At 58.6% G+C, this 23,330-nt stretch carries 11 protein-coding genes; 3 read left to right on the forward strand and 8 right to left on the reverse strand.

The genetic code is table 11. From position 1 onward, the window contains the following. Positions 1–14: 14 nt before the first annotated feature. Positions 15–869, reverse strand: coding sequence for a LysR family transcriptional regulator (locus EGY12_RS19615; protein ID WP_123895080.1), 855 nt, complete (start codon positions 867–869; stop codon positions 15–17). 99 nt (positions 870–968) lie between these two features. Here EGY12_RS19615 and gloA point away from each other — a divergent pair, with 99 nt between their 5' ends. Beyond that, positions 969–1,496: a lactoylglutathione lyase gene (gene gloA / locus EGY12_RS19620; protein ID WP_004930603.1), complete on the forward strand. Its 528-nt coding sequence runs from the start codon at positions 969–971 to the stop codon at positions 1,494–1,496. A 187-nt stretch (positions 1,497–1,683) separates the two neighbouring features. Further along, positions 1,684–3,618, forward strand: a complete 1,935-nt coding sequence (locus EGY12_RS19625) for an exoribonuclease II (RefSeq protein WP_123895081.1) — start codon at positions 1,684–1,686, stop codon at positions 3,616–3,618. A gap of 65 nt (positions 3,619–3,683) precedes the next feature. On the opposite strand, the gene EGY12_RS19630 is transcribed toward EGY12_RS19625, so the two are convergent. Both EGY12_RS19630 and EGY12_RS19635 read right to left on the reverse strand, forming a co-directional pair. Beyond that, complete coding sequence (locus tag EGY12_RS19630) at positions 3,684–4,994, reverse strand: MFS transporter (RefSeq protein WP_123895082.1); 1,311 nt, start codon at positions 4,992–4,994, stop codon at positions 3,684–3,686. Positions 4,995–5,023: 29 nt separating this feature from the next. After that, positions 5,024–6,187, reverse strand: a complete 1,164-nt coding sequence (locus EGY12_RS19635) for a M20 aminoacylase family protein (RefSeq protein WP_123895083.1) — start codon at positions 6,185–6,187, stop codon at positions 5,024–5,026. Between the two features lie 385 nt (positions 6,188–6,572). Between EGY12_RS19635 and EGY12_RS19640 the strand changes: the two genes are divergently transcribed. Continuing rightward, positions 6,573–8,639 (forward strand): carbon starvation CstA family protein, encoded by a 2,067-nt coding sequence (locus tag EGY12_RS19640; protein WP_048234130.1) that lies wholly within the window; start codon positions 6,573–6,575, stop codon positions 8,637–8,639. A 58-nt stretch (positions 8,640–8,697) separates the two neighbouring features. Here EGY12_RS19640 and EGY12_RS19645 read toward each other — a convergent pair whose 3' ends face one another. The 5 genes from EGY12_RS19645 to EGY12_RS19670 all read right to left on the reverse strand — a co-directional run bounded on the left by EGY12_RS19645 (position 8,698) and on the right by EGY12_RS19670 (position 23,328). Continuing rightward, positions 8,698–9,924: a glycosyltransferase family 9 protein gene (locus EGY12_RS19645; protein WP_123895084.1), complete on the reverse strand. Its 1,227-nt coding sequence runs from the start codon at positions 9,922–9,924 to the stop codon at positions 8,698–8,700. Between the two features lie 921 nt (positions 9,925–10,845). Beyond that, entirely contained in the window at positions 10,846–11,160 is a 315-nt protein-coding gene (locus tag EGY12_RS19655; RefSeq protein ID WP_123895085.1) for a hypothetical protein, read from the reverse strand. After that, positions 11,157–12,113 carry a VENN motif pre-toxin domain-containing protein gene (locus EGY12_RS19660; RefSeq protein WP_123895086.1) on the reverse strand — a complete coding sequence of 319 codons (957 nt, stop codon included), beginning with the start codon at positions 12,111–12,113 and terminating at the stop codon, positions 11,157–11,159. Before EGY12_RS19660 ends, EGY12_RS19655 begins: the two co-directional genes overlap by 4 nt. Positions 12,114–12,169: 56 nt before the next feature. Beyond that, positions 12,170–12,631 carry an immunity 42 family protein gene (locus EGY12_RS19665; RefSeq protein ID WP_123895087.1) on the reverse strand — a complete coding sequence of 154 codons (462 nt, stop codon included), beginning with the start codon at positions 12,629–12,631 and terminating at the stop codon, positions 12,170–12,172. After that, entirely contained in the window at positions 12,628–23,328 is a 10,701-nt protein-coding gene (locus EGY12_RS19670; protein WP_123895088.1) for a hemagglutinin repeat-containing protein, read from the reverse strand. Before EGY12_RS19670 ends, EGY12_RS19665 begins: the two co-directional genes overlap by 4 nt. Positions 23,329–23,330 lie beyond the last annotated feature (2 nt).

Consider the following 23,330-nt stretch of genomic DNA (forward strand, 5'->3'; position numbering starts at 1 on the left):
AACGCGCGCCCGGTTCACACCGGGCGCGCCAATATCTCCAGGATGGTCTGCAGCTCGTCCGACAGCTGATGCCGTCGCCAGACGAAATACAGATCGCTCACCCCCTCCTCGCCCATTTCCACCACCTTTAGCCCCGGCGCCGGCAAGATCAGCGGCAGCAGCGAGCCGGGGACGCAGGCGACGCCACAACCGGCCTGCACGCAGGCCGCCATCGCGGCATAAGACTCCATTTCCAGCGTCATGCGCGGTTTCAGCCCGCGTGAAGCCAGCCAGTGATCCACCTTCAGGCGAAACGAACATTCGCGGCTGAACGTGTAAAACTCCAGCGGCGCCAGCGTGGCGGCGTCGGGTTCCCCGGTATCGGCCGGCATCAGCAATACCAGCCGTTCATCGAAGGCCTTTTGGCTGGCCAGCAGCGGGTGTTCAATTGGGCCGTCGGTGATCGCCAGGTCAAGATCGCTGTCAATCAGCATGCGTTCCAGCACCAGCGAGTCACGGCTCAGCACGTTGATGTGCAGATGAGGCTGTAAACGGCGCAGCCGGGCAATGCGCGCCGGTAAATGGCTGACCAGCGAGAAATCCAGCGCCCCAAGGTTCAGCAGCCCATGCTGATGCTCGCCGGCGAACAGCTGCTTGCTGCGCTCCGCCTGCGCCACAATGTCGCGCGCCTGCTGATAGAACAGCCGCCCTTTGGGATTGACGTACAGCCGGTTCTTGTCGCGGAAAAACAGCTCGCCGCCCAGCGACTCTTCCAGTTCGCGCAGCCGCAGCGTGACGTTGGAAGGTACGCAGTGCAACTCGCGTGCAGCGGCGGCGATGGTTTTATGCTCCACCACGGTGCAGAAAAACTTCAGTTGGCTCAGCTTCATCGAACATTCACTTTTAGTTATCGTTTTAGTTAAAAACAATCACTTTAGATTAGCATCGATTTCACCTACAGTCTGCCGACACCCTGAGGAGGATCTCTGATGCCACTGAATGACCTACTGACGCTGCCCGGCGTGGCGGCCCAACCGGACGCGGTAACCGACGGTTACGTGTTCAACCACACCATGATCCGCGTGAAGGATCTGACCAAAGCGCTGGATTTCTACACCCGCGTGCTGGGCTTTACCCCGGTCTATCTGGAAACGTTCGAAGAAGCCGCTTTTACCATCTGCTACCTGACGCGCAGCCCGCGTGAACAGATCCCGCAGGACGACGACGAGCGCAAGCGCTGGGCGCTGAGCCAGCCGGGCATTCTCGAGCTGACCCATAACCACGGCACCGAAAATCAGGCGGATTTCCACTACCACAACGGCAACGGCGAGCCGCGCGGCTTTGGCCACCTGTGCGTCACGGTGCCGGACGTGCGCGCCGCCTGCGAGCGGTTTGAGCGCCTCGGCGTTACCTTCCAGAAGCGCCTGCATGAAGGCCGCATGAACTACGTGGCGTTCATTCGCGATCCGGACGATTACTGGATTGAAATCCTGCAGCCGACGCCGCTGCAGGACTGATTGTCACCCGCCCTTCACCCCGGCCTTCGCGCCGGGGTTTTTCATCGATAGCGTTTCGATTGACCATTCTTGCGCAAAATCGCGTGGCAACGCGGGGTTCCGTGACGTTAGGCTTGCTCGCAGCGGGTGATTCGCGTAAAACTGTCAGCCGCAAATCTTGCCACTCACAACCCATTCACTGGACGATATGTTTCAAGATAACCCGCTGCTGGCGCAGCTTAAACAGCAACTTCACTCTCAGACCCCGCGCGTTGAAGGCGTCGTGAAAGGGACTGAGAAAGGCTTTGGCTTTCTTGAAGTAGACGGTCAAAAAAGTTACTTCATTCCGCCGCCGTACATGAAGAAAGTCATGCACGGGGATCGCATTATCGCCACCCTTCACACCGAGAAAGAGCGCGAAATCGCCGAGCCGGAAACCCTGGTCGAGCCGTTCCTGTCGCGCTTTGTCGGCCGCGTGCAAAAGCGCGACGATCGCTTGTCCATCGTGCCCGATCATCCGTTGCTGAAAGATGCAATTCCGTGCCGCCCGGTACGTGAATTGACCCACAACTTCCAGGCCGGCGACTGGGCGGTGGCGGAAATGCGCCGTCACCCGCTGAAAGGCGATCGCGGCTTTAACGCCGATCTGACCCAGTTTATCACCGAAGGTGAAGACCATTTCGCCCCGTGGTGGGTGACGCTGGCGCGTCACAACCTGGAGAAAGAGGCGCCGGAGATGCAGGCCCTCAGCGAGCCGGCCGCTGCGCTGGTGCGTGAAGACCTGACCGCGCTCGAATTCGTCACCATCGACAGCGCCAGCACCGAAGACATGGACGATGCGCTGTATGTGACCGACAACGGTGACGGTTCGCTGCAGTTGACCATCGCCATCGCCGATCCGACCGCCTACGTTGAGCAAGGCAGCAAGCTGGACGACATCGCCCGCGTGCGCGCCTTCACCAACTATCTGCCGGGCTTCAACATCCCGATGCTGCCGCGCGATCTGTCTGATAACCTGTGCTCGCTGCGCCCTAACGAGCGCCGCCAGGTGCTGGCTTGCCGCGTGACCATCGCTGCCGACGGTGCGCTGGGTGAAGATATTCAGTTCTTCGCCGCCGAGATCGAATCCAAAGCCAAACTGGTGTACGACGAAGTCTCCGACTGGCTGGAAGGCATTGCCGGCTGGCAGCCGCCGAGCGACGCCATTGCACAGCAGATCACCCTGCTGAAGCGCGTTTGCGACGCACGCAACGCCTGGCGCCACCAGCATGCGCTGGTGTTCAAAGATCGCCCGGACTACCGCTTCGTGCTGGGTGAAAAAGGCGACGTGCTGGAGATTGTTACCGAGCAGCGCCGCAGCGCCAACCGCATCGTTGAAGAGTGCATGATCGCCGCCAACGTCTGCGCCGCCATCGTGCTGCGCGATCGCCTGGGCTTCGGCGTGTACAACGTGCACACCGGTTTCGATCCTGCGCTGGTCGAGCAAGCGGTCACCGTATTGCAGGCCAACGGCGTGGAAGCCGAAGCCGAGAAGCTGCTGACCCTCGACGGTTTCTGCGAACTGCGCCGCCACCTGGATGCGCAGCCGACCCAGTTCCTCGACAGCCGCATCCGCCGCTTCCAGACCTTCGCCGAGATCAGCACCACGCCGGGGCCACACTTCGGTCTGGGGCTGGAGGCTTACGCCACCTGGACATCGCCGATCCGTAAATACGGCGATATGGTCAACCATCGTCTGCTGAAGGCAATCATCAACCAGCAGCCGGCAGAAAAACCGCAGGATGACGTCACGGTGCAGCTGGCGGAACGCCGCCGCCTGAACCGCATGGCGGAGCGCGACGTTGGCGACTGGCTGTACGCACGCTTCCTGCAGGACAAGGCCGGTACCGATACCCGCTTCAACGCCGAGATCATCGACGTGACCCGCGGCGGCCTGCGTGTGCGCCTGCTGGACAATGGCGCGGTTGCCTTCATCCCGGCACCGTTTATTCACGCGGTGCGCGACGAGATGCAGTGCAGCCAGGAAACCGGCACCGTGCAGATCAAGGGTGAAGTGGTTTACCGCCAGAGCGACACCTTGCAGGTCACCATCGCCGAAGTGCGCATGGAAACCCGCAGCGTGATCGCCCGTCCGGCGGCCTGAACGCCCGCCTGAAACGGCAGCAACGCAAAGCGCCGACGGTGAAAACCGCCGGCGTTTTTTTTCGGCTAGCGCAGCGGCTCGCCGCCGGTTTCACGCAGCAACGGTAGCACTGCCAGCGAAGCCAGCGTCGCCAGCATCAGATAGACGGCGGGCGCCAGCAGCGAACCGCTCAGCGCGATCGACTGCGAAGCGATGTACTGGGCGAAGCCGCCGAAGATCGCCACCCCGAGGCTGTAGACCAAGGCAAACCCCAGCGCGCGAATGCGCTGCGGGAACAGCTCCGAAATCATCAGCATGGTCGGCACCGAACCGAGCGTGGTCAACCCGACCAGCACCGCGACAATCAGCAGCAGCACCGCCGGATGCGGTGCCGTGCTCAGCCACCAAAACGCCGGAAGGGCCACGATCAAGATCGCGATGCGCGAGCCCCGGATCAGCGGCAGACGGCCGTAACGATCGCACCAGTGCCCGACCAGCAGACTGCCGCCGAAGGTGACGAGCCCCGCCAACAGCATCGCGGCATAGCCGTAAGCCTGCGCCATCCCCAGGTATTTCACCGCGTAGGTGCCGAGATAATACATCGAGATGTAAGTGGCGACGGTGGCGCCGATGGTCAACATCACGCCGAGCACCACCGCCCGCGAGTGCTTGCGCAACTGCGCAGGCGGCTCGTGGGCTCGCGACACCGACGGCCGATCGCTCTCCAACCCGAGGCGCAGCCAGCAACCGAGCGGCGCCAGCGCCACGCCGATAAAGAAAGGAATGCGCCATCCCCACTCGGCCATGGCGTTCGGCTCGCCGGAAAGCACCGGCAAGGCCGCGCTGAGCGCCAGTGCGGTGACGCCGCCAATCACGGTGGCGATGCCCTGCGTCGCCAGCGACCAGCTGGAATAGAAGCCGCGCCGGTTGGGCGGCGCCGACTCCACCAGCAACGACATCGATGCCCCCACCTCGCCGCCCGCCGCCACGCCCTGGATCAGGCGCGCCACCACCAGCGTGACGGTCCCCCAGTAGCCGGCGCTGGCGTAGGTCGGCGCAAAGCCGATCATCGCCGTGCCCAGGCTCATCAAGGAAATCGTCAGGATCATCGCCGGCTTGCGGCCATGACGATCGGCATAGGCGCCAATCAGAATGCCGCCCAGCGGCCGCATGAAGAAACTGACGCCGAACGTGGCAAACGCCAACAGCAACGCCAGATGCGGATCGCTGGACGGCGGAAAGAACAATACGCTGATGTAAATAACGAAGAAGTTATAAATACCGAAATCGAAAAACTCCAGCGCATTGCCGAAGGAGGCGGCGAATATGACCTTTTTGCCGCCGGCCTTCGGGGCCGATATTATTGCCGCCTGGGTTTCAGCCGTATTTTCACTCATCATTACCTTCCCTGTTATTATTTTCGAGTTTATTTTAAATAGGCTTCCGCCAACGCTCCCCAATACTGGCTGCCGGCCGCCAGGCAGCCGTCGTTAAAGTCATATCCCGGGTTATGCACCATGCAGCTGCCCTCGCCATCGCCGTTGCCGATGATCAGGTAGCAGCCCTGCGGATGCGCATCGAGCATGAAGGCGAAATCTTCACTGCCCATCAGCGGCCGGGCGCCGTAGTGCGCACGCGCGGCGCCGAACTGCTGCTGCGCCACGCGGTGGGCGAAACGGGTCATCGCTTCGTCGTTGACCAGCACCGGCGTGCCGTTAACGTGTTCCACCACCGCGTGAGCGCCGAAGCTTGCCGCCTGTGCCTCTATCAGCGCCGGAATGCGCGCCAGCAAGGTGGCGCGCGCCTGGCGATCCAGCGAGCGCACGCTGAGCTTCATCTCCGCGCTGTCCGGGATCACGTTGGCCGCCTCACCGGCCTTGATGCTGCCGACGGTGATCACCGCCGCCTCCAGCGGATCGATATTGCGCGAAACGATGCTCTGCAGCGCGACGGTGATATGCGAAGCCACCAGCACCGGATCGACCGTCAGTTGCGGAATGGCGCCGTGGCCGCCGCGCCCCTGCACCCGCACGTTGAACTGATCCATCGAGGCCATAAACGGGCCGTGCTGGAAGAAGAACTCGCCGAGCGGCATCCCCGGCATGTTGTGCATGGCGAAGATGGCGTCGCAGGGGAAACGCTCGAATAGCCCCTGTTCAACCATGCGCGCGCCGCCGTTCAACATCTCTTCCGCCGGCTGGAAAATCAGATGCAGCGTGCCGTTGAAGTTGCGCGTTTGCGCCAGATAGCGGGCGGCGCCGAGCAGCATGGTGGTGTGGCCGTCATGGCCGCAGGCGTGCATGCGATTGGCCACGCTGCTGCTCCAGGGCTTGCCGTTGTTCTCCTCGATCGGCAAGGCGTCCATATCGGCGCGCAACCCGAGGCGCTTAACGCCGTCGCCCACCCGCAGCGTGCCCACCACGCCGGTACCCGCCAATCCGCGGTGCACCTCATAGCCCCACGAACTCAGATAATCCGCCACCAGATCGCTGGTGCGAAACTCTTCGAAACCCAATTCAGGGTGCTGATGAATATCGTGCCGGATGGACGTGAGCTGCGGTAAATATCCTTCGATGATTGTATTTATCATAATTAAATTCCTTTCGTAGCTTTATTATTTATTTTATGAATGATTAAGCCTGCGGGTTGAAATAAAGGTATAACACGGCACGGATGATTTTATTTCGGCACGCCTCGACAGATAAAATAATAATCCGCAAGACGCCGTACCCGGATAAAAAACGACGATAATTCGCTGTACGCACGCTGAAAATGCAGAATGAATAACTGCCGGGGATTGCGTGGGCGGCAGCCTGCGCCGACGCTGTTTCATCACTTTGTTTTTACACTAAAACCCCACCTGCTTCACATTTCTCATCCGACCTGCCGCGGTTCGGCGGCAAAACTTCTACTGTTAAAACGTCATTCCTAATAACAACGTCGATTTTTACCTCTGTACGCCAAGGAGTTATTTCATGAAAAACATCAGGTCCGGACTTATCTGGCTGCTGGTGGCGTTGGTTGGCGCTTTCGCCTTCGCCATGCTGGCGCTCAGCCGCGGCGAACACGTCAACGCCGTCTGGCTGGTGGTCGCCGCCGTCGCCTGCTACAGCATCGCCTACCGCTTCTACAGCCGGTTCATTGCCGACAAGGTCTTTGAACTGGACGACCGCCGTCTGACCCCGGCAGAGCGCCACAACGACGGCCTGGACTACGTGCCCACCAACAAATGGGTGCTGTTCGGCCACCACTTTGCCGCCATCGCCGGCGCCGGGCCGCTGGTGGGGCCGATCCTGGCCGCGCAGATGGGCTTCCTACCGGGGACCATCTGGATCCTGGTCGGCGTCATGCTGGCCGGCGCGGTGCAGGATTTCCTGGTGCTGTTCATTTCCACGCGCCGCGACGGGCGTTCGCTGGGGGAAATGGCCAAGCAAGAGCTGGGCGCGTTCGCCGGGGTGATCACCATGCTTGGCGCGCTGGGGGTGATGATCATCATCCTGTCGGCGCTGGCGCTGGTGGTGGTAAAAGCCTTGGCCGACAGCCCGTGGGGGCTGTTCACCATCGCAGCCACCATCCCGATCGCCCTGTTCATGGGCATCTACATGCGCTTTATCCGGCCGGGCAAGATCGCTGAAATCTCGGTGATTGGCTTTGTGCTGATGCTGCTGGCGATCATTTACGGCGGCAACGTGGCGCAAGATCCTTACTGGGGGCCGTTCTTCACGCTGCACGGCACCACCCTGACCTGGGTGCTGGTGATCTACGGCTTTGTCGCTTCGGTGCTGCCGGTGTGGCTGCTGCTGGCGCCGCGCGACTATCTTTCCACCTTTATGAAAATCGGCGTCATCATCGGCCTGGCCATCGGCATCGTCTTCGCCATGCCAGAGATGAAAATGCCGGCGGTCTCGCGCTTTATCGACGGCAGCGGCCCGGTGTTCGCCGGTGCCCTGTTCCCGTTCCTGTTCATCACCATCGCCTGCGGCGCCATTTCCGGCTTCCACGCGCTGGTCTCCAGCGGCACCACGCCGAAGCTGGTGGAACGCGAAAGCCACATTCGCTTTATCGGTTACGGCGCCATGCTGATGGAGTCTTTCGTCGCCATCATGGCGCTGATTTGCGCCTCGGTGCTGGATCCGGGCGTTTACTTCGCCATGAACTCGCCGGCGGCGCTGATCGGCACTACGGTGGAAAATGCTTCGCAGGTCATTAACAGCTGGGGCTTTATCGTCACGCCGGAGACGCTGGCGCTGATCGCCAAAGAGGTGGGTGAGAACTCCATTCTGTCGCGCGCCGGCGGCGCCCCGACCTTCGCCGTGGGCATGGCGCACATCATCAGCGAGGTATTCAACAGCCGGGCGATGATGGCCTTCTGGTACCACTTCGCCATTCTGTTCGAAGCGCTGTTCATCCTGACCGCCGTCGATGCCGGGACCCGCGCCTGCCGCTTTATGGTGCAGGATCTGGTGGGCGTGGCGGTGCCGCAACTGGCCAACAACCGTTCCTGGTTCGGCAATCTGGCGGGTACCACGGTGGCGGTAGCCGGCTGGGGCTTCTTCGTGTATCAAGGCGTGGTCGATCCGCTCGGCGGCATCAATACCCTGTGGCCGCTGTTCGGCATCGGTAACCAGATGCTGGCGTCGATGGCGCTGATCCTCGGTACCGTGGTGCTGTTCAAGATGAAAAAACAGCGTTACGCCTGGGTTACCATCCTGCCGACCGCTTGGCTGTTCGTGACCTCCATGACCGCCGGCTGGCAGAAGATCTTCCATGAGAAACCGAGCATCGGCTTCCTGGCGCAGGCGAAGAAATTCTCCACCGGCATTGAGCAAGGCACGATCATTGCGCCGGCCAAGTCGTTGAAAGACATGGAGACTATCGTGTTCAGCAACCAAATCAACGCCGCGCTGTGCGGGTTCTTTATGCTGGTGGCGGTAACCATGCTGATCGCCGCCTTCTTCGCGATCCGCCGGGCGCTGCGTGCCGAACACCCGACGGCGCACGAGGTGAGCGCCGCGCTGCGTGAGGAGACCGGCCGTAGCTGAGTCTCGCCGTTAGGAGCAACGGCCGGCCTCTGAGCAGTGCGCTCAAGGGGCTGGGCCGTTATCCAACGGGCAATATTGCGTTATCGGCGGCATCCGCTTCACCGTTCAACGAACTGCCAAGGTATTTTATCTTTCGTCCACCGAACAGGTCTCTTCGACCGATCTCATGCAATATAAGCTCCGGAACATTATCCACATCCGCTATTTTTCTGCTGTTAACAATAATCTGCTTCGCATTTTCATACCCAGGACCCCACAAATCATTATTATCAGTTACGTTTTTGTAAACACAAATCAACGTTTTATTCCATGCAGCAGAAATATGCACGATCGACGTATCTGGGGATATAATCACGTCAACCTCTCGGATCAAAGCCATGACATGATGCAGTGAATTAAATGGATTTATAATAACATTACCTGGCAGAGATATATCCAGTTCTCTTCGGTGATCAAGAATAATCACTCTTATATTGGATGAGGCTTTATTAAGCATCTCAACAAGTCGAGCAAGTTGCTCTTTAGATAGGTTTCTCTCTGGACTCCCGGTAAAAGCATTAATTACAATCTTAATTTTATCATCCCAGCCACTTAAATACTCCTTTACTTCAAAAGCTATATAATCTGGGATATGCAGGTCATAGGCACGGTGATTGTTAAGATTGAGCCCTACGGCATGGGCAACCAAAGCAATGGCTTTCGTCACATGTTCCTTACCATTTTCGAATGAAATAGATTTGCTGTAGTGGTTAATGCGACTCCATTTATTAAAGCCAAGAACAAACGTTGCGTTTATATCGCTAAAAAGCATCATCCTATGTACCGGGGTATCAAACAAGCAAAGATCGACCACAAGGTCATAATTATTCCCCCTCAACTTTTCAACCGTTGATTTCGCAACGGCATGAGTGAATCTTTTCAAAAAAACTTCATTATTACAATCATCTGCTTCGTAGATATTCCTGACATAGGGGTTATGTTTCATCACCACGCCACTTGACTTTGTGAGCAATAAATCCACTGTATAACCCGACTCATAAAGACATTTCACCAGTGGCGTCGAAACCACCACATCGCCGACTGTCCCCTCATTGCGCAGGAGCAATACGGTTTTGACAGACTTGATATCAAACACACTTTTGCTGCACTTATCCCAGATAAGCTTTGCAATATAAATCTTAATGTTCAGCTTTACTTTCTTGAAGTAATAATTGCGCCTCCTGTTCCATTCTCTTATTTTCCTAAATCGCCCTGTTGAGATGGAAACGTCCAAATCCTTATGCATAACATACTCCATTAATTTTAACAAACAAAAGCCAATACCGAGAAAAAAACCGCATTGGATTTACGTAGTAATTAATCTTTTCCAGTTGCAGCGACAAAAAAATTTCGGATGAGGAATTATTGCCAACTACTTATCCACCCACTGCGAGCAATAATTATTCACCCATAAAATAATTACTCCAAAACACATTCGCCATCTTTATCGTATCCAGGCGAGAATAATACCAATCACCTTGCCGAGGATTTAACCGTGACATGTTATCGCGTGGGTGAGTTACTTTACCACCAACATCGATGACTGCCTAGACAGGTATTTCAGAGAAAGTATGCTTAATCTCAATTACGTTTATTTCCATACATTCATCCAAAACATAACCCAGGTAGAAATAGATCTGAATCTTCCGGCCCGGCAAGTGATTCGTAAATTCACAGGATCGCAGTAAAACATGATTACCTGTGATGCTCCGTATGGGTAACGGGTCGGAATTTATTTCACTGACTCTGACGAGGAGCAGAAATGCACGCAGGGAGGCGCTGACGCCCACCGTATTAGTGGCGCACCATCGTCGCCTGGCAGCCGGCGACGGCGGCGTTTCCGCCTCCACCAACTCGGTCAGCACACTCAGGTTTACACTTGGCCCTCATTGCAACTGACGCTTCAGCATCAGACATTCTGGAGCACTGTCATCACTGACGACGCCACCAGGGAAACACTGCACGAAGCTAGCGAAGACCGATTAGGTACAAGATAACGGCAAAGTGATTATCGGCGGCGACTGGCTCACCGAGTCCGGCATTGCCAGTGCTGAACAACTGGAACTGACCTCTGCGCCCGGTGTGCTCCGGTTGCGGCGACGAGAGGATGAGGTTTTCACGGCGTAAAAGCAAAGAGCCCGGCCAGTTGGCCGGGATTTATCCACCGTTAATAGAAGTCAGGATCTACCCGACCTTCAGCTTTCAGGATTTCAAGGAAGCGGTTATAAGCCGCTTCATCTCGCTCTATTATATCATCTAACAATGCTTCTTTTATTAAAGCCCAATGGTATATTCCATTTATATGCGTGGTAAAATACTCGAACGTACCATGCAAAGTTGAATCAATAACCTGGACATTTTTTGCTTTATAAGCAAGTAAACCACCGTAATTTTTAGGCAACCCTAAAAATAAGGTTTCATCTTCAAGCCAATATATGGCAAACACATCTACTATGGTTCCATCTTTCTCTTTTAATTTCATTTCACTTGCCCTTTAATATTTTCGATCACATCTGCCGGATTAGAACTAACCCTTTTAGGTGTATCAATTTTCATATCGTAGGCTTTACCCGTAGTCGAGTTGTACTGATAATGGATAGTGATTGATTCACCTTTAGCATTTTTCTGAACGACTTGCATTTTTTGGAATACCGCGCTTGCTGGAAAACGTGGATCATTATTCATTCCAGGCAGTATTTCACCTTTTGCAGGATTTTCCTGTACCTGTTTCCATACTATTTGTTCATTCAGATCCCTTGGTATTGCTGATTGTTTACCCGGCTTCGGCGTCGATATTTTCTCCGCCGCGCTGATCAGGATTTTGTTATCAATTACATTGGCTGCTTTACCGACAAGAGATAATGCTTTTTCTGCCGGGATCGACGTCAGCAACGCCAGAGCATAATCTTTCGCATCTTCCGCAGACAACACGGCCATCACAGTATCTGAACCGGGGTTATTGCTCAGAATGGCTTTGACTACATCAGCCCCTTCCGGCAAATCACCTTTCACCATCCGGGCCAGATCAGCTTGTACCTGTTCCGGTGGCAGGTTCTTATCCTTAGCATATTGCGCATAAGAACCAACAGATTGACCGTAATCCGCCATACCCTTACCGAAGTCATTGGCACTCAGCGCATTATTCTCAACCGCATTCTTCCCAGTCTGCCCGCCGGTCACCGCTCCCGCAGTATCCCCCGTCGCCAGCCCGCCTGCAAGCCCTGCGGCCAACTGGCTCAGCGTGCTCACTTGTTGTTTCTCGCTTTCGCTCAGCTGCTGCGCCGTCTTGCCCGGGAACAGCTGACCGGCAATGTAGCGCGCCGCCAGTTCGCCACCACCTGCACCCAGCCCGCCAGCTGCTGCCGACTGGTTGTTCAGCTGCGCCGTCACTGCGCCCAGCACAGCGTGTGCCATCGCGTTGGCGCCCGACAGCATGCCACCGGCCGTTACACATAAAAGCGACTACCCTAGCCAAGGCTGGGGTAACTGTTTTATAAATGGCTTAAACGCATTTTATTAATCACATCAAGTATTGTTCCCGACGGGAGCATTACTTCATTTATTTTAACACCGCGATCAGCACTCCATACCAATCTATCGCCAGAACTTGTTTTGATAAAGTAAAGATAACAATCATTATCACCCATCGCCGTACATGTCATGTCAAACAGACCGTTAATCAGCGATTCGCCATCACCAATGAAGTAGTCTCTGGCATTTTTATAAAGATCAGTCGCATCTATGTTTACATCATTGACAACCAAGTCATCAACTGGGGATTTTGAATAAAAACTGAACGTCGTCATTAATTCAAAGACATCTACCACATCGAATATCTTATCACCATTAACATATAATGAGAAAAGTCCATTTCGCCAAACATCCCCAGGTGCATTCCAGGCCTCGACCACATCAAATTGGAGTGAAAAATAAAACGGATCACCATAAATCATTTTACTCTTACTCCTAGTTGTTTCTGCACAGCGCTCGGTATCTGATCACTTGTCAGTGCATTTTTATCACCAGTGCTACCATTCCAATGATACTGTCCATTGGTCCCTTCAAAACGATGTATAACTCCCCTACTATCCACGGCGAATCTAACCTCTTTATTCGGATATTGCTTCGTGCTCGGGATTGACTGCTCAAAAAGCTTTACCGAGTCTTTAGGTTCAATACCTGCGTTAGGTCTATTACCTTGCTGCCCTAATGTATGTTTAGGATTCGACTTGTATACCAATCCATTAGTGGCTGTAATTGGTTCTGGTGCGGGTATAGCACTTCCTTTATTTCCGCTATTCCCTTTCCCAACCCCAGCAGCAACGCCAGCCGCACTCGCTATCCCCGTCTGCCCCAAGATACTAGCGATTTCTTTAGAAGTCTCCTCAGAACCTCCTAATATTTGGGCACGATGTACCAACAGATCACGCGAAGCATCAATATTTGACATCGCACCACGCAGATTGACCCATTCCTGCGTTTCTGCCGTCGTGAGTGAACCTATGCCTTCGTTGCGTGCTTTGGTTTCAAGCTCAGTCATCCGGGCACTATAATCACCCAGCCAGCCCTTAAGCTCTTTGGCAAGCGATATACAATGCTCTGGTGAAGCACAGTTCGCTATCTCAGCCTGCACGTGGTCATATTCAGCGGCGTATTTTTGCCTGACATCCGCCCTGCAACCGCTGTTTCCATTACAGGCGGCAAGCTCTTCACTGCGGCTTTGCTGTTGCGGTTGGTTGAGATGATTATTCTCAACCGCATTCTTCCCGGCCTGCCCGCCGGTCACCGCTCCCGCAGTATCCCCCGTCGCCAGCCCGCCTGCAAGCCCTGCGGCCAACTGGCTCAGCGTGCTCACCTGTTGTTTCTCGCTTTCGCTCAGCTGCTGCGCCGTCTTGCCCGGGAACAGCTGACCGGCAATGTAGCGCGCCGCCAGTTCACCGCCGCCCGCGCCCAGTCCGCCTGCTGCGGCCGACTGGTTGTTCAGCTCCGCAGTCACCGCCCCCAGCACCGCGTGCGCCATCGCGTTGGCAGCAACATCAACCTTACCGGTCAGCGGATTGGTGGTCAGTTTCTTGATTTCCGTCGCCAGGTACGGCGAAGCACCGCTCGCCAGCGCACCCGCCAGGTTATTGCCCGCCAGCGCCGTCAACGCACCCGTTACCGCCTGCGCCGCCTTCTGCAAATCGCTGCCAGTGCCGTATTCCTTCATTGCCTTACGGTAGGCGTCGGTCTGCTTCAGCGCCGTCTCGTTGCCCTTGAGCTCAGGGTGCGCCTTCAGGGCCTCTTTCAGCCCGGCGATATCCCCCTGCGTGCGGATGACATCCATCGCCTGGCCGCCGATCTCGCCGATAAGCTGAGCTTGTTTGAGCCGGTTCTGCTCCTTCTCCTTGTTGAATATCGGGCTGATGCTGCCGGCGTTGGCGTTATCCGTATCACGGTTTAGCTGCGCCACATCCTGTTGCTGTTTGTCTTTGTCGCGAACTATCAGCGTACCCTCACTGACGCCGGCCTTCGTCGCGCCCTCGGCATGCCCGCTGTTGTTGGCACCCGACAGCATGCCGCCGGCCATGTTGGTCAGCAGATCCTTGCCCACCGGCCCGCCGGTGCTGAATGACCCGCCGCTGTGCGTTGCGCTGTAGTCCGCCTGGTTGTGGATGTCCGTCCAGCCCAGCGTGCCAGTATCGAGGCGGTTTTTCCCCTTGTCAGCTTGGCTTGCAATCACAGCGCCGTCGAGCTGGGTGTGTTCTTTGACCTTGACGTCATACCCGCCCTTGCCGGCAAACAGCCCGGTCTGCTCTTTCACCGAGTCGAAGTTGCTGTGCAGCTTGTCCTTGCCGGCGCTTACGTTGGCTGAGCCGGTCATCGAACCGAAGGTGAAGCTGCCGCCCGCGCTGGCGTTTTGCTGTTTGGCGTCATAGCGGTCGCTGTCCTGTTCGCTTTCAAGCCGAAGGTCACGGCCCACGTCGACGGTGACCTTTTCCCCGCTCGCCTGCGCGCCGATAAGCCGGGTGTCGCGGCCGCTGGTCAGGTTGAGATGACTGCCGGCATCCAGGGTGGTTTCGGCATGAGTCAGACCGTTGCCATTCTCATGCCCCTTGCCGGCATTGACGCCGGCCGAGACGCTGATGCCGTACCCGCCCGAACCGGCGCCGATGCCGACACCGACGTTGCCGCCTTTGCTGCTGTTCTTGCCGACGGTGCTTTCGCTGTTCTGCGCCGACTGCAGGGTAATGTCCCGCGCCGCATCGAGCGACAGGTCTTTGCCCGCTTTCAGCTGGCTGCCGGTGATGGCGATATCGCCACTCTGTGCATTGTGGTTCTTGCCGTTCGCCGTTATCGACAGATTTTGCCCGGCGGTGAGCGTGCTGCCCTGCGACTGGCGGCTGTCGGTGCGGGTTTCGCTCTTCGACGACTGGCTGCCCCAGGAGGCGCTGATGCCGACGGTGTTGGTGGCGCCTTTCCCCGCATCTGTGTTGAGTTTGTCGAGTTCAGCAGCCTGTGCAGCCTGCACGCCGGACAGCGCCGCCTTGGTATTTTGCAGCGCGTTCAGGCGCCCATCGCCTTCTTTTCGCGCCTGCTGCGCCGAGCTGACGGCGGTATTGAGCGCGCCGCCTACGGTGCCCGACAGCGCCACGCTTAGACCGCTCTGCTTCTGCTCGTAGGTTTCTTTGCGCGTGCGTTGATCGTAGCCGGGGTCGATAGTTACGCTGTCGCCGGTCAACGTCAGGTCCTTGCCCGCCACCAGGTCGGCGCCGCCAATGTGCAGTTGGTTGCCCGCCGTGATGTTGACGCTGCCCTGGCTGCTGCCGACGGTGCTGACGCTCTGGTTCTGGGTCCGGCCTTTCTCGTCGATTTCGTGTTTACTCGACTGTTTGCCAATCGTAAACCCAATGCCACCGCTGCCCAGCAGGCCGCTCTTTTTCTTCTCTTCCAGTCGGTAATGCGTGTCGGTCTCGGTGGCCGCACCGATGTCAACGTTACGGCCGGCCTGCAGGTTCACGTCCTGGTCGGCGGCAATGGCCGAGCCGGTAACCGTCAGGTCGTTACCGGCGTTAACGCTGACGCTGTTGCCGCTCAGCAGGCTGCCTTTCTCGCGCGTGGCCGCGTCATTGGCGATACTGTGGCTGCTGCTTTTTTTCAGGAAGCCCTTTTTCTGAGACCGCTCTTCACTGAAGGTTGACTCGCGTTCGGTGGCGGTATTGAGGGTCACATCCTGTTTCGCCTGCAGGGCAACAGCGCCCTGTTCGCTGTGCAGGGTACTGCCGGTGACCGTAACGTCACCTTCACGCCCGACCACTGTCACGCCGTCGCGCGCGCTGAAGGTGCTGCCGGTGCTGATTTCGCGCTCGGTTTGCTCGATGCGATGGCTTTTGGTTTTGCCCTCGCGTTTGTTTTCGCTGTCCTGGTCTTGCGTGCGGGTACGCGCGTCTTTAATGGTCACGTCCTGCGCGCTGACGCCAATACGCCCCTCTTTGCTGTCAATCTGCACACCTTCGGCCAACAGGCGGTTGCCCGCCACCAGGGTGACGCCCTGGTCGCCGCCGAGCGTGCTTAATGTCAGCCGCTCTTCCTGGCGGTCGTTGCTGACGGATGACGTACGGCTGTTGGCGTTCAGGTGTGTGGTGTTGGTGGTGCTTTCGGCCCCGATGTTGATATCGCCGCCGGCCTGCACGCGGGTGCTGCCGGCGGCGCTGGCCTGGCTGCCCGTGAACGTGACGTCTCGCCCGGCATTGAGCGTGAGGTTGCCGCCGGCGTTAAGCTCACTCCCCAGAGCCTGCTGCCATTCGCCGCTAACGTGCGCCATCCGGGAGCCTGCCTCTTCCGTGCCACCGCGGGTGCGGTTACCCATTGAACCGGAAATAACCTCAAAATCGGCGGTATGGCTGCTTTTCGCGGCGGTGATGGTAAGGTCATTGCGCGCGCTTAGGTTGAGCGTATCTGTCGCATCAAGCTTCGCTCCCGTGAGCGTGATATCTGTGCCGCGCAGGCGAATATCGCCGGCGCTCATCGTCGCCTGGCGCAGTGCGTCCTGCAGGTTAGTGCTCATGGCCAGACTGTCTGCCTGCACGTCAATGCTGTCGGCTTTGATGTCGCCCCCCTGGTGCAGGAACTGCCCGGCGTCGACCGTCAGGGCTTTGTCGGCAAACAGGTTGCCGGCATTGGTGATGCTGTTTGCCGAGAGTTGCAGGTCGCCACCGCCAATCACCGCGCCATCACCGGTCAGGCGCAATGTAGTCTGTGCCAGGTACACCTTTGGCACCCATACCGTTTGCGGGCCGCCTTCCGTTTGCACCGTCTCGCTCACCAGCCAGACGATATCCTGTTGCAGCGCCGCAATTTGCTCCGGCGTCAAGGCCACGCCCGGCACCAGATGGAAATCCTGGGCGACTTTGCTGCCGTTGTTCATCAGTTGCTGATACTGTTCCATCGCATCCCAGCCCTTGACGGACGGTTTTCCGGTCAGCGCCAGCACCTGCTCGCGCACCAGGCGCTGCTCGTAAAAGCCATCGCCCAGGCGCTTATGAGCCTGCGCGGGGTCATACCCTACGCGCCCCAGCATATAGTCGCTGCTGATAAAGTTGTCGCGGCGGGTAAAGCGTTCATCGGTCACCACTAGGAACGGGCTACCGGTCGCCGTATGTTGACTAAACAAGCCGTTATTGGGGATGGTGGTGGCCACATTGCCCAGATGCTGTAACTGCGTCAGCGCCAGCTCAGACGGCAACAGCGGGCGCCCCAGCGGCGAGGACGGCGTGGCGCCGGGTTGCGTCATCTGTTCGCCCTGTGCCAACGTTGTATCGCCGTCAGGTCGGGCAGCACCCTCTACCGTGAAGGCCAGCGGATTGCGTTCAAGCTCGGCGCGTTCGGCATCTACTGCCTTCAACGCCGCATCAAGTTGACTGATTTGCGCCTGATTGACCGTGGTGTTGGTGATGCGGGCGCCGTTGATGGTGACCGTGCCATTGCCGGTGATCACGCCATCAACGGTCGCCAGCGCCGTGGTTTCGTCCCGGTTGAACGTGGGGTACCAGTGATGCGTGTCCTTATCATAATGGTCAACGATAGCCGCCTGACGCCGCTCGTTAACCGAGTAACCGCGGTTGTCCACGCTGCCGCCGCCGTCCTGCGTCAGATTGCCGTTGGCGGTAATGACGCTGGCGTCATTGAGCAACGCTCCCGTGATGCGCAGCACCATATTGCCGCCCGCCAGAATGCGCGCACCGATGCCCTCGGAGACCAGCCTGTCGCGCGTCAGCGTGCCGCTTTCGGTACGCTCGCGGAAGTTGTTGTAATCGGTGATGAATGGCGCGCTGTCGATGTCGACATGCTTTTCGGGATCCCAGGTCATCACCTGCGTCCAGTCGTGTTCCCAATGGAAGCCGTTTTGGTAAGGCGTTGGGATAGTCGCCAGCTGGTTTCCCCCCCGCGTTTCGTAGAACGTCATCGCATAGCTGCCGTCGGCATTCGGCTTGAGCGCCAGGTAGTTGACCCACAGGTCGGTCAGTTGGCCCTTATTGTCCTTGACCCGCACCTGTGCGCGCTTGCCCGCCGCATCAATGGCCAGCAGGGTGCCGTAGCGGTTGGTTTGCGCCGCCGCGTCATCCTGATAAGTCAGCTGTTGGGTGGTCGGCGCCATGGTGCTTTTGTCGGGATTGACCTTTGAACCGTAGGAGCGCCAGTAGTAGTTGTAGCGGTGCCATTTGTAGTCGCTTTTCTCGGCGTCACGCTCAATCACCAGCCCTTCACGCAGGTTGTTCAGGCGACGGGCCTCCACGGTAGCATCACCATCCGCTTCGATAAAGCTCGCCCGGTTCTCAATCAGGTCATCACTGTGCAACTGCAGACGGTCGGCGCTGTAGATCAATGCCCCCTCCCGGTTGGTCAGGCGCTCACCGGCCTGCACCGTCAGACTGCGGGTCGCCGCCATCACCGCAGGCGCGCCGTGGTTGTCGATGATGCGCCCGTACACGGCGATGTCGTCGCCCATCAGCGCAGCGGCATTGTCCAGGGTATCGACGTTCAGCGTCATACTGTCAGCCTCAAGGCGCCCGGTATTTTGCAGTGCCCCTGTCGTCAGTTGCAGCGTTTTACCCACCAAGATGGCCGGATTGGTGATGCTGGCCGCAGTGAGCGCCAGATTGCCCGGCAGCAACCAGTCCGCCAGGTTGGTAAAGGCGCCGCTCAGGGAGAACGCCACCGTACCGTTACTGCTGACGGTGTCGCCGGCCTGGTGGGTGTAGTCCTGCTGCGCGGACAGCGTCACCGCCTGCAAGCCCAGCAGGGTACCGTTCTGGTTATCCAGGGTGCGCGCATGCGCCGTCAGGTGAGCCGCACTTTCCATGCGCCCGCCCTGGTTGAGCAGCGCCAGCGGCGAATCGGTCGGTGACTGGTCGGCATTGATGTCGAGATTGCCGTTGGCAAGGATGCGCCCCTGGCGGTTGTCCAACGAGGCCACCTTCGTGAGCGTCAGCTGGCCGGCGCTCTGAAGCCGTCCAGCCGTGTTGTCGATGTCGCGCGCGGCGATATCGGTACGCGTGGTGCCCAGTATCAGCCCGCCATCGCGGTTGTTCAGGCGGCCTACCAGCAGATTGATTGCTGCCTGGCTGCTCAGCGTGCCCTGTCCGCTGTTATCGAGCATCCCGGCCTTGAGTATCAGCCCCTGGGTTGACACCAGTTGCCCACCCTGGTTATTGACCTGCGCCCCCTCAAGGGTGAGCGCGTCGCCGCTGTGCACCTTGCCGTGCTGATTGTTAAGCTGGTCGAGTCGGTAGATGCCCGCGCCCTGGCTGATGAGCGTACCGCCGTCGTTGTCCAGCTGCTTTGATGTCACCGTGATACCGCCACGGCTGCTGAATACGCCGCGCGCGTTATTGATACCGGACGCCGCCACCTGCTGGTCACCATTACTGCGCACGGCGCCACCGGTATTCTCCAGCAAGCCAAGAATGCGCAGCGCCACCTGTTGCTGGCCGTCTATCGTCCCGTCGGCATTATTCAGCGCTTGTGCGTCAAGTTGAAGCGCCTCGCCACTCTGCACTTTCCCATCGCGGTTATTCAGCGCATCGCTCAGCGTAAGGCGCTGTTGTTTCTGGCTGTACAGCAACCCACCCTGTGTATTATCGAGGGCGCGGGCGGCGATACTCAGCCCCTCGCCGGCCAGCCACTGACCGCCGGCGTTATTGATGGCGCCGGCGTGTTCGCCGTCAGCGGCCCCTTGTACAGTCAGTTGCCCCTGCGCCGAGACCTTGCCGCTGCGATTATCGATATCCTGTTTGATGCGCAGCGCCAGGTTTTGCGCCGATTGCAGTACACCTTTGGTATTATTGAGCCAGTCAGCCGCCAGCTGTGCATCCTGCTGGCTCTGTACGCTGCCCTGCGTATTGTCAAAACCGCTGCTTATGGCCCGCCAGCTCCCCTGGCTGCCCATCCACCCCTGCGCGTTGGAGATGGCCTGCCCCCGGAGCGTTTGAGACAGCGCGCTGAAAATACGCCCCTGCCCATTATCCAGCCGGTCGCTGAACTGCATGTCCAGGCTGCCCAAGGCATTGATGGCGCCCTGGGCATTGAGCAGGCTGGCGGCGCGCACCTGCGTGCGGCCATTGCCGGTCAAGGTACCGTTTTGGTTGTCCCAGCTCCCCGTCAGCGTCAGAGAAAGCGCCTGGCCGCCCAGCACCATCCCTGCAGCGCGGTTGGTCAACTGGCCTCCCTGCAGAGACAGATCGCCGCCGCTCTGCAGTGAGCCGCCATCGTTGTCAAACAGGCTGGCAGCGCCGACCCGGATATCGAGAGCCTGTTGCGCGGTCAGTTTACCAGTGCGATTGAGGATACTGCCGGCGGCATCAAGACCAAGATCTCCACCAGACTGCAGCCGGCCACCGGTATTGTCGAGAGTCTGCGCGGTGGCGGTGATCTGACGGCCACCTTGTGCAGTGCCGCCCTGATTGTCCCAATCGCCATCGGTCTTGACGGAGAGTGTATTGCCGGCTTCAAGCCAGCCGGCGGTGTTGTTCAGCCCTTGCTGCGCCGTCAGGTTCGCATCCTGCCTGGCGACCATCTTGCCCTGAGCGTTATCCACCTGCTGCGCCGTTAGCGTGAACGACTCGCCGCTGATTTCCCCCTCGCGGTTGCCAAGCGCCCCCGCCGCAGTGAGAGTGAGCCGTTGCCCGCCCAGCAGTTTGCCGGCTTCGTTGCGTACGTCCCGCGCCGCCACGCGGGTTTGCCCATTCCCCTGTACCGTGCCACCACGATTGTTCAATTCGCCCTGGCTGCTCACCGCCAGTGCCTCACCGGCGCCCAGCAGCCCTTGAGTGTTGTTCAGGCCCTGGCGGGCATGCAGGTCAAGCCGTTGCTGACCAATCACCTTGCCCTGCGTGTTGTCTAGACGGTCAGTATTCACCGTCAGCACCTCGGCGCTGATTTCACCGCTGCGGTTGGTAACGTTGCCCGTGGTCTTCAGGGTTGACGTCTGGCCGGACAGCAGCTTGCCACCGTCGTTGTTAAGGTTACCCGCCGTTGCCGTGACGACCGTTTCGCCTTGCGCGATGCCGCCGCGGTTATCCCAGTCGCCGGTACGGATATCCAGCGCTTTGCCGGCGCCAATCAGGCCGCGTTGGTTATCCAGGTGACTGGCCGTCAGGTCGAGATTTCCCTGGCCAATGACCTGCCCCTGCGCGTTATCCAGCCGTTGTACCGCCAGACGCACGTCTGCACCGCTCAGGGTACCGGACGCGTTATTCAGCTCGCTGCCCGCTTCAAGCGTCAGGCCATTCCCGGCCAGCAGGTTGCCCCCGGCATTATTCACCGCGCCATCAGCATGGAGCGTGAAGCCCGCCTGGGTTTTTACCGTGCCGCTCTGATTATCGAGGCTGCCGGCATCCAGGCGCAGGTCGCCGTTGCTGCCCACCGTTCCGCCAGCATTGTCGATCAGGCCACCCACTCGCCAGTGCTGCGCCGTTTCACCCAACGCCACCAGGCGGCCACGCTGATTGACCAGTTGGCCGGCCGAAAGCAGGAGGCTCTGCGTCTCGATGGTGCCATCACTGTTATCCAGCTCGCCCGCCAACGTGAAGCGATTCTCACCGTCACCAGCCTGTGACCAAGTGGCCTGTTGGTTGAAAAGACTGTCGGCATCGACCGCCCAGCGCCCGGCCTTGACCTTGGCCTGCTGCGCATCCACATTCCCTTCCGTACGCACGACAAGCTCACCGCTGTCTACGGTGGACTGGCGCAATGCCACGCCACCTTCCCGTGCCGTCAGCGCGGTACGGCCTGCTCCGACCTGCGCGCCGCTGATATCCACCCGGTGCCCGGTCGCATTGACGTTCTTTTTAGCGAGCAGACTGCCACTGGCGCGGATATCGCCCTGGCTATCAAGCTGCAGATTGGCATCATGGACCAACGTGCTGTCGGCATTACTGCCCGCCAGCAGGTGGCCACTGGTTTGAATGCCGCGCTCGGCGTTCAAGTGCACATTCCCGGCCGCCGCCAGCGTACCGGATTGCGTTAATATTCCCTCGCGACTCTGTACGGCCAATTGGCCGCCACCGTACACTTTGCCGTGTATATCAACGTCGCTTTTTGCCGCCAGCTGCATGTCGCCGCCGGCCTGCGTGCCCGCATCCGGTGCATCAGACCGCCAACTGAGTTTGCCTTCGCTGCTAACAGTGAGCGTTTTACCTGCTTGCACCTGCCCGTTCTGATTACGCACACCGACGCCGGCTTCAGTGCCAATCATGCGGATACTGCCGCTGTACATGCCGCCCATCTGCCCCATATCGATGGCCAATTCAGGTTTGGCACTCCCGTCATCCGAAAGCGGCACTGCGGTTTTGCCGTCTGCACTCACCCGGTTACGGCCGGCCACCACCGTCAGCCCTTCTTTAGCCCAGACGCCGGCGTTGACCTCCACCGCGCGCGCCAAAATATCAACGTATTCGGTATCATGGCGCGCATCTCCGTTGAGCCCGCCTCCCTCGATGCGCACCACCCCGCGCTCAACCTGATAACCCGCCACGCTGCCGTCGGCGTTCATTTGCGGTTTGCCGGTAGTCAGCGTCATTCGACCGGCGTTGATGGTGCCACAGCCGTTGCAGACGATCCCGGCAGGGTTGGCCACAATCACCTGAGCCTTGCCGCCGGCCACCTCCATAAAACCGCGCAGCTGGCTGGGATTATTGCTGTTGACTTCGTTGAGGATGACGCGTGCCGGCGCGGCGTTGGGATTGAGGTTAGGGTTGCCCTGGATCATCCCGGCCATCTGGGTCGAGGTCATCACCGCCGAGTTGTTGAGGATGGCACCTTTGGCGTCGACATCGAACTGCTGATACTGGTTATGCGAGATCCCTGCCTGGTTGGGGGCGGTGATGTTGACCTGCGGCAAACCGTTCTGGGTATTGATGACCTCCGGCCGCTGGGTAGGGTTGGCGCCGCCGTCCGCGACAATGCCATCTGCCATGACGGGGCCGGCGAACATCAATAGCCCAAGCAGCCACACTGATCGACGCACGGTGACCCACAAACGACTTCCAGCTGTTATCCCTGAACCGATGCGCTGCCCCGGTTCGCTGCTGCAACTGCGAGCCAGTTCGGACACTACCCGCAACTCCCCGTGGGTGCGGCTGAAGATAAGGCGATAGCAATGTTTGTTCATGG

It is taken from the genome of Serratia sp. FDAARGOS_506 (assembly GCF_003812745.1).
Lineage (GTDB): Bacteria > Pseudomonadota > Gammaproteobacteria > Enterobacterales > Enterobacteriaceae > Serratia.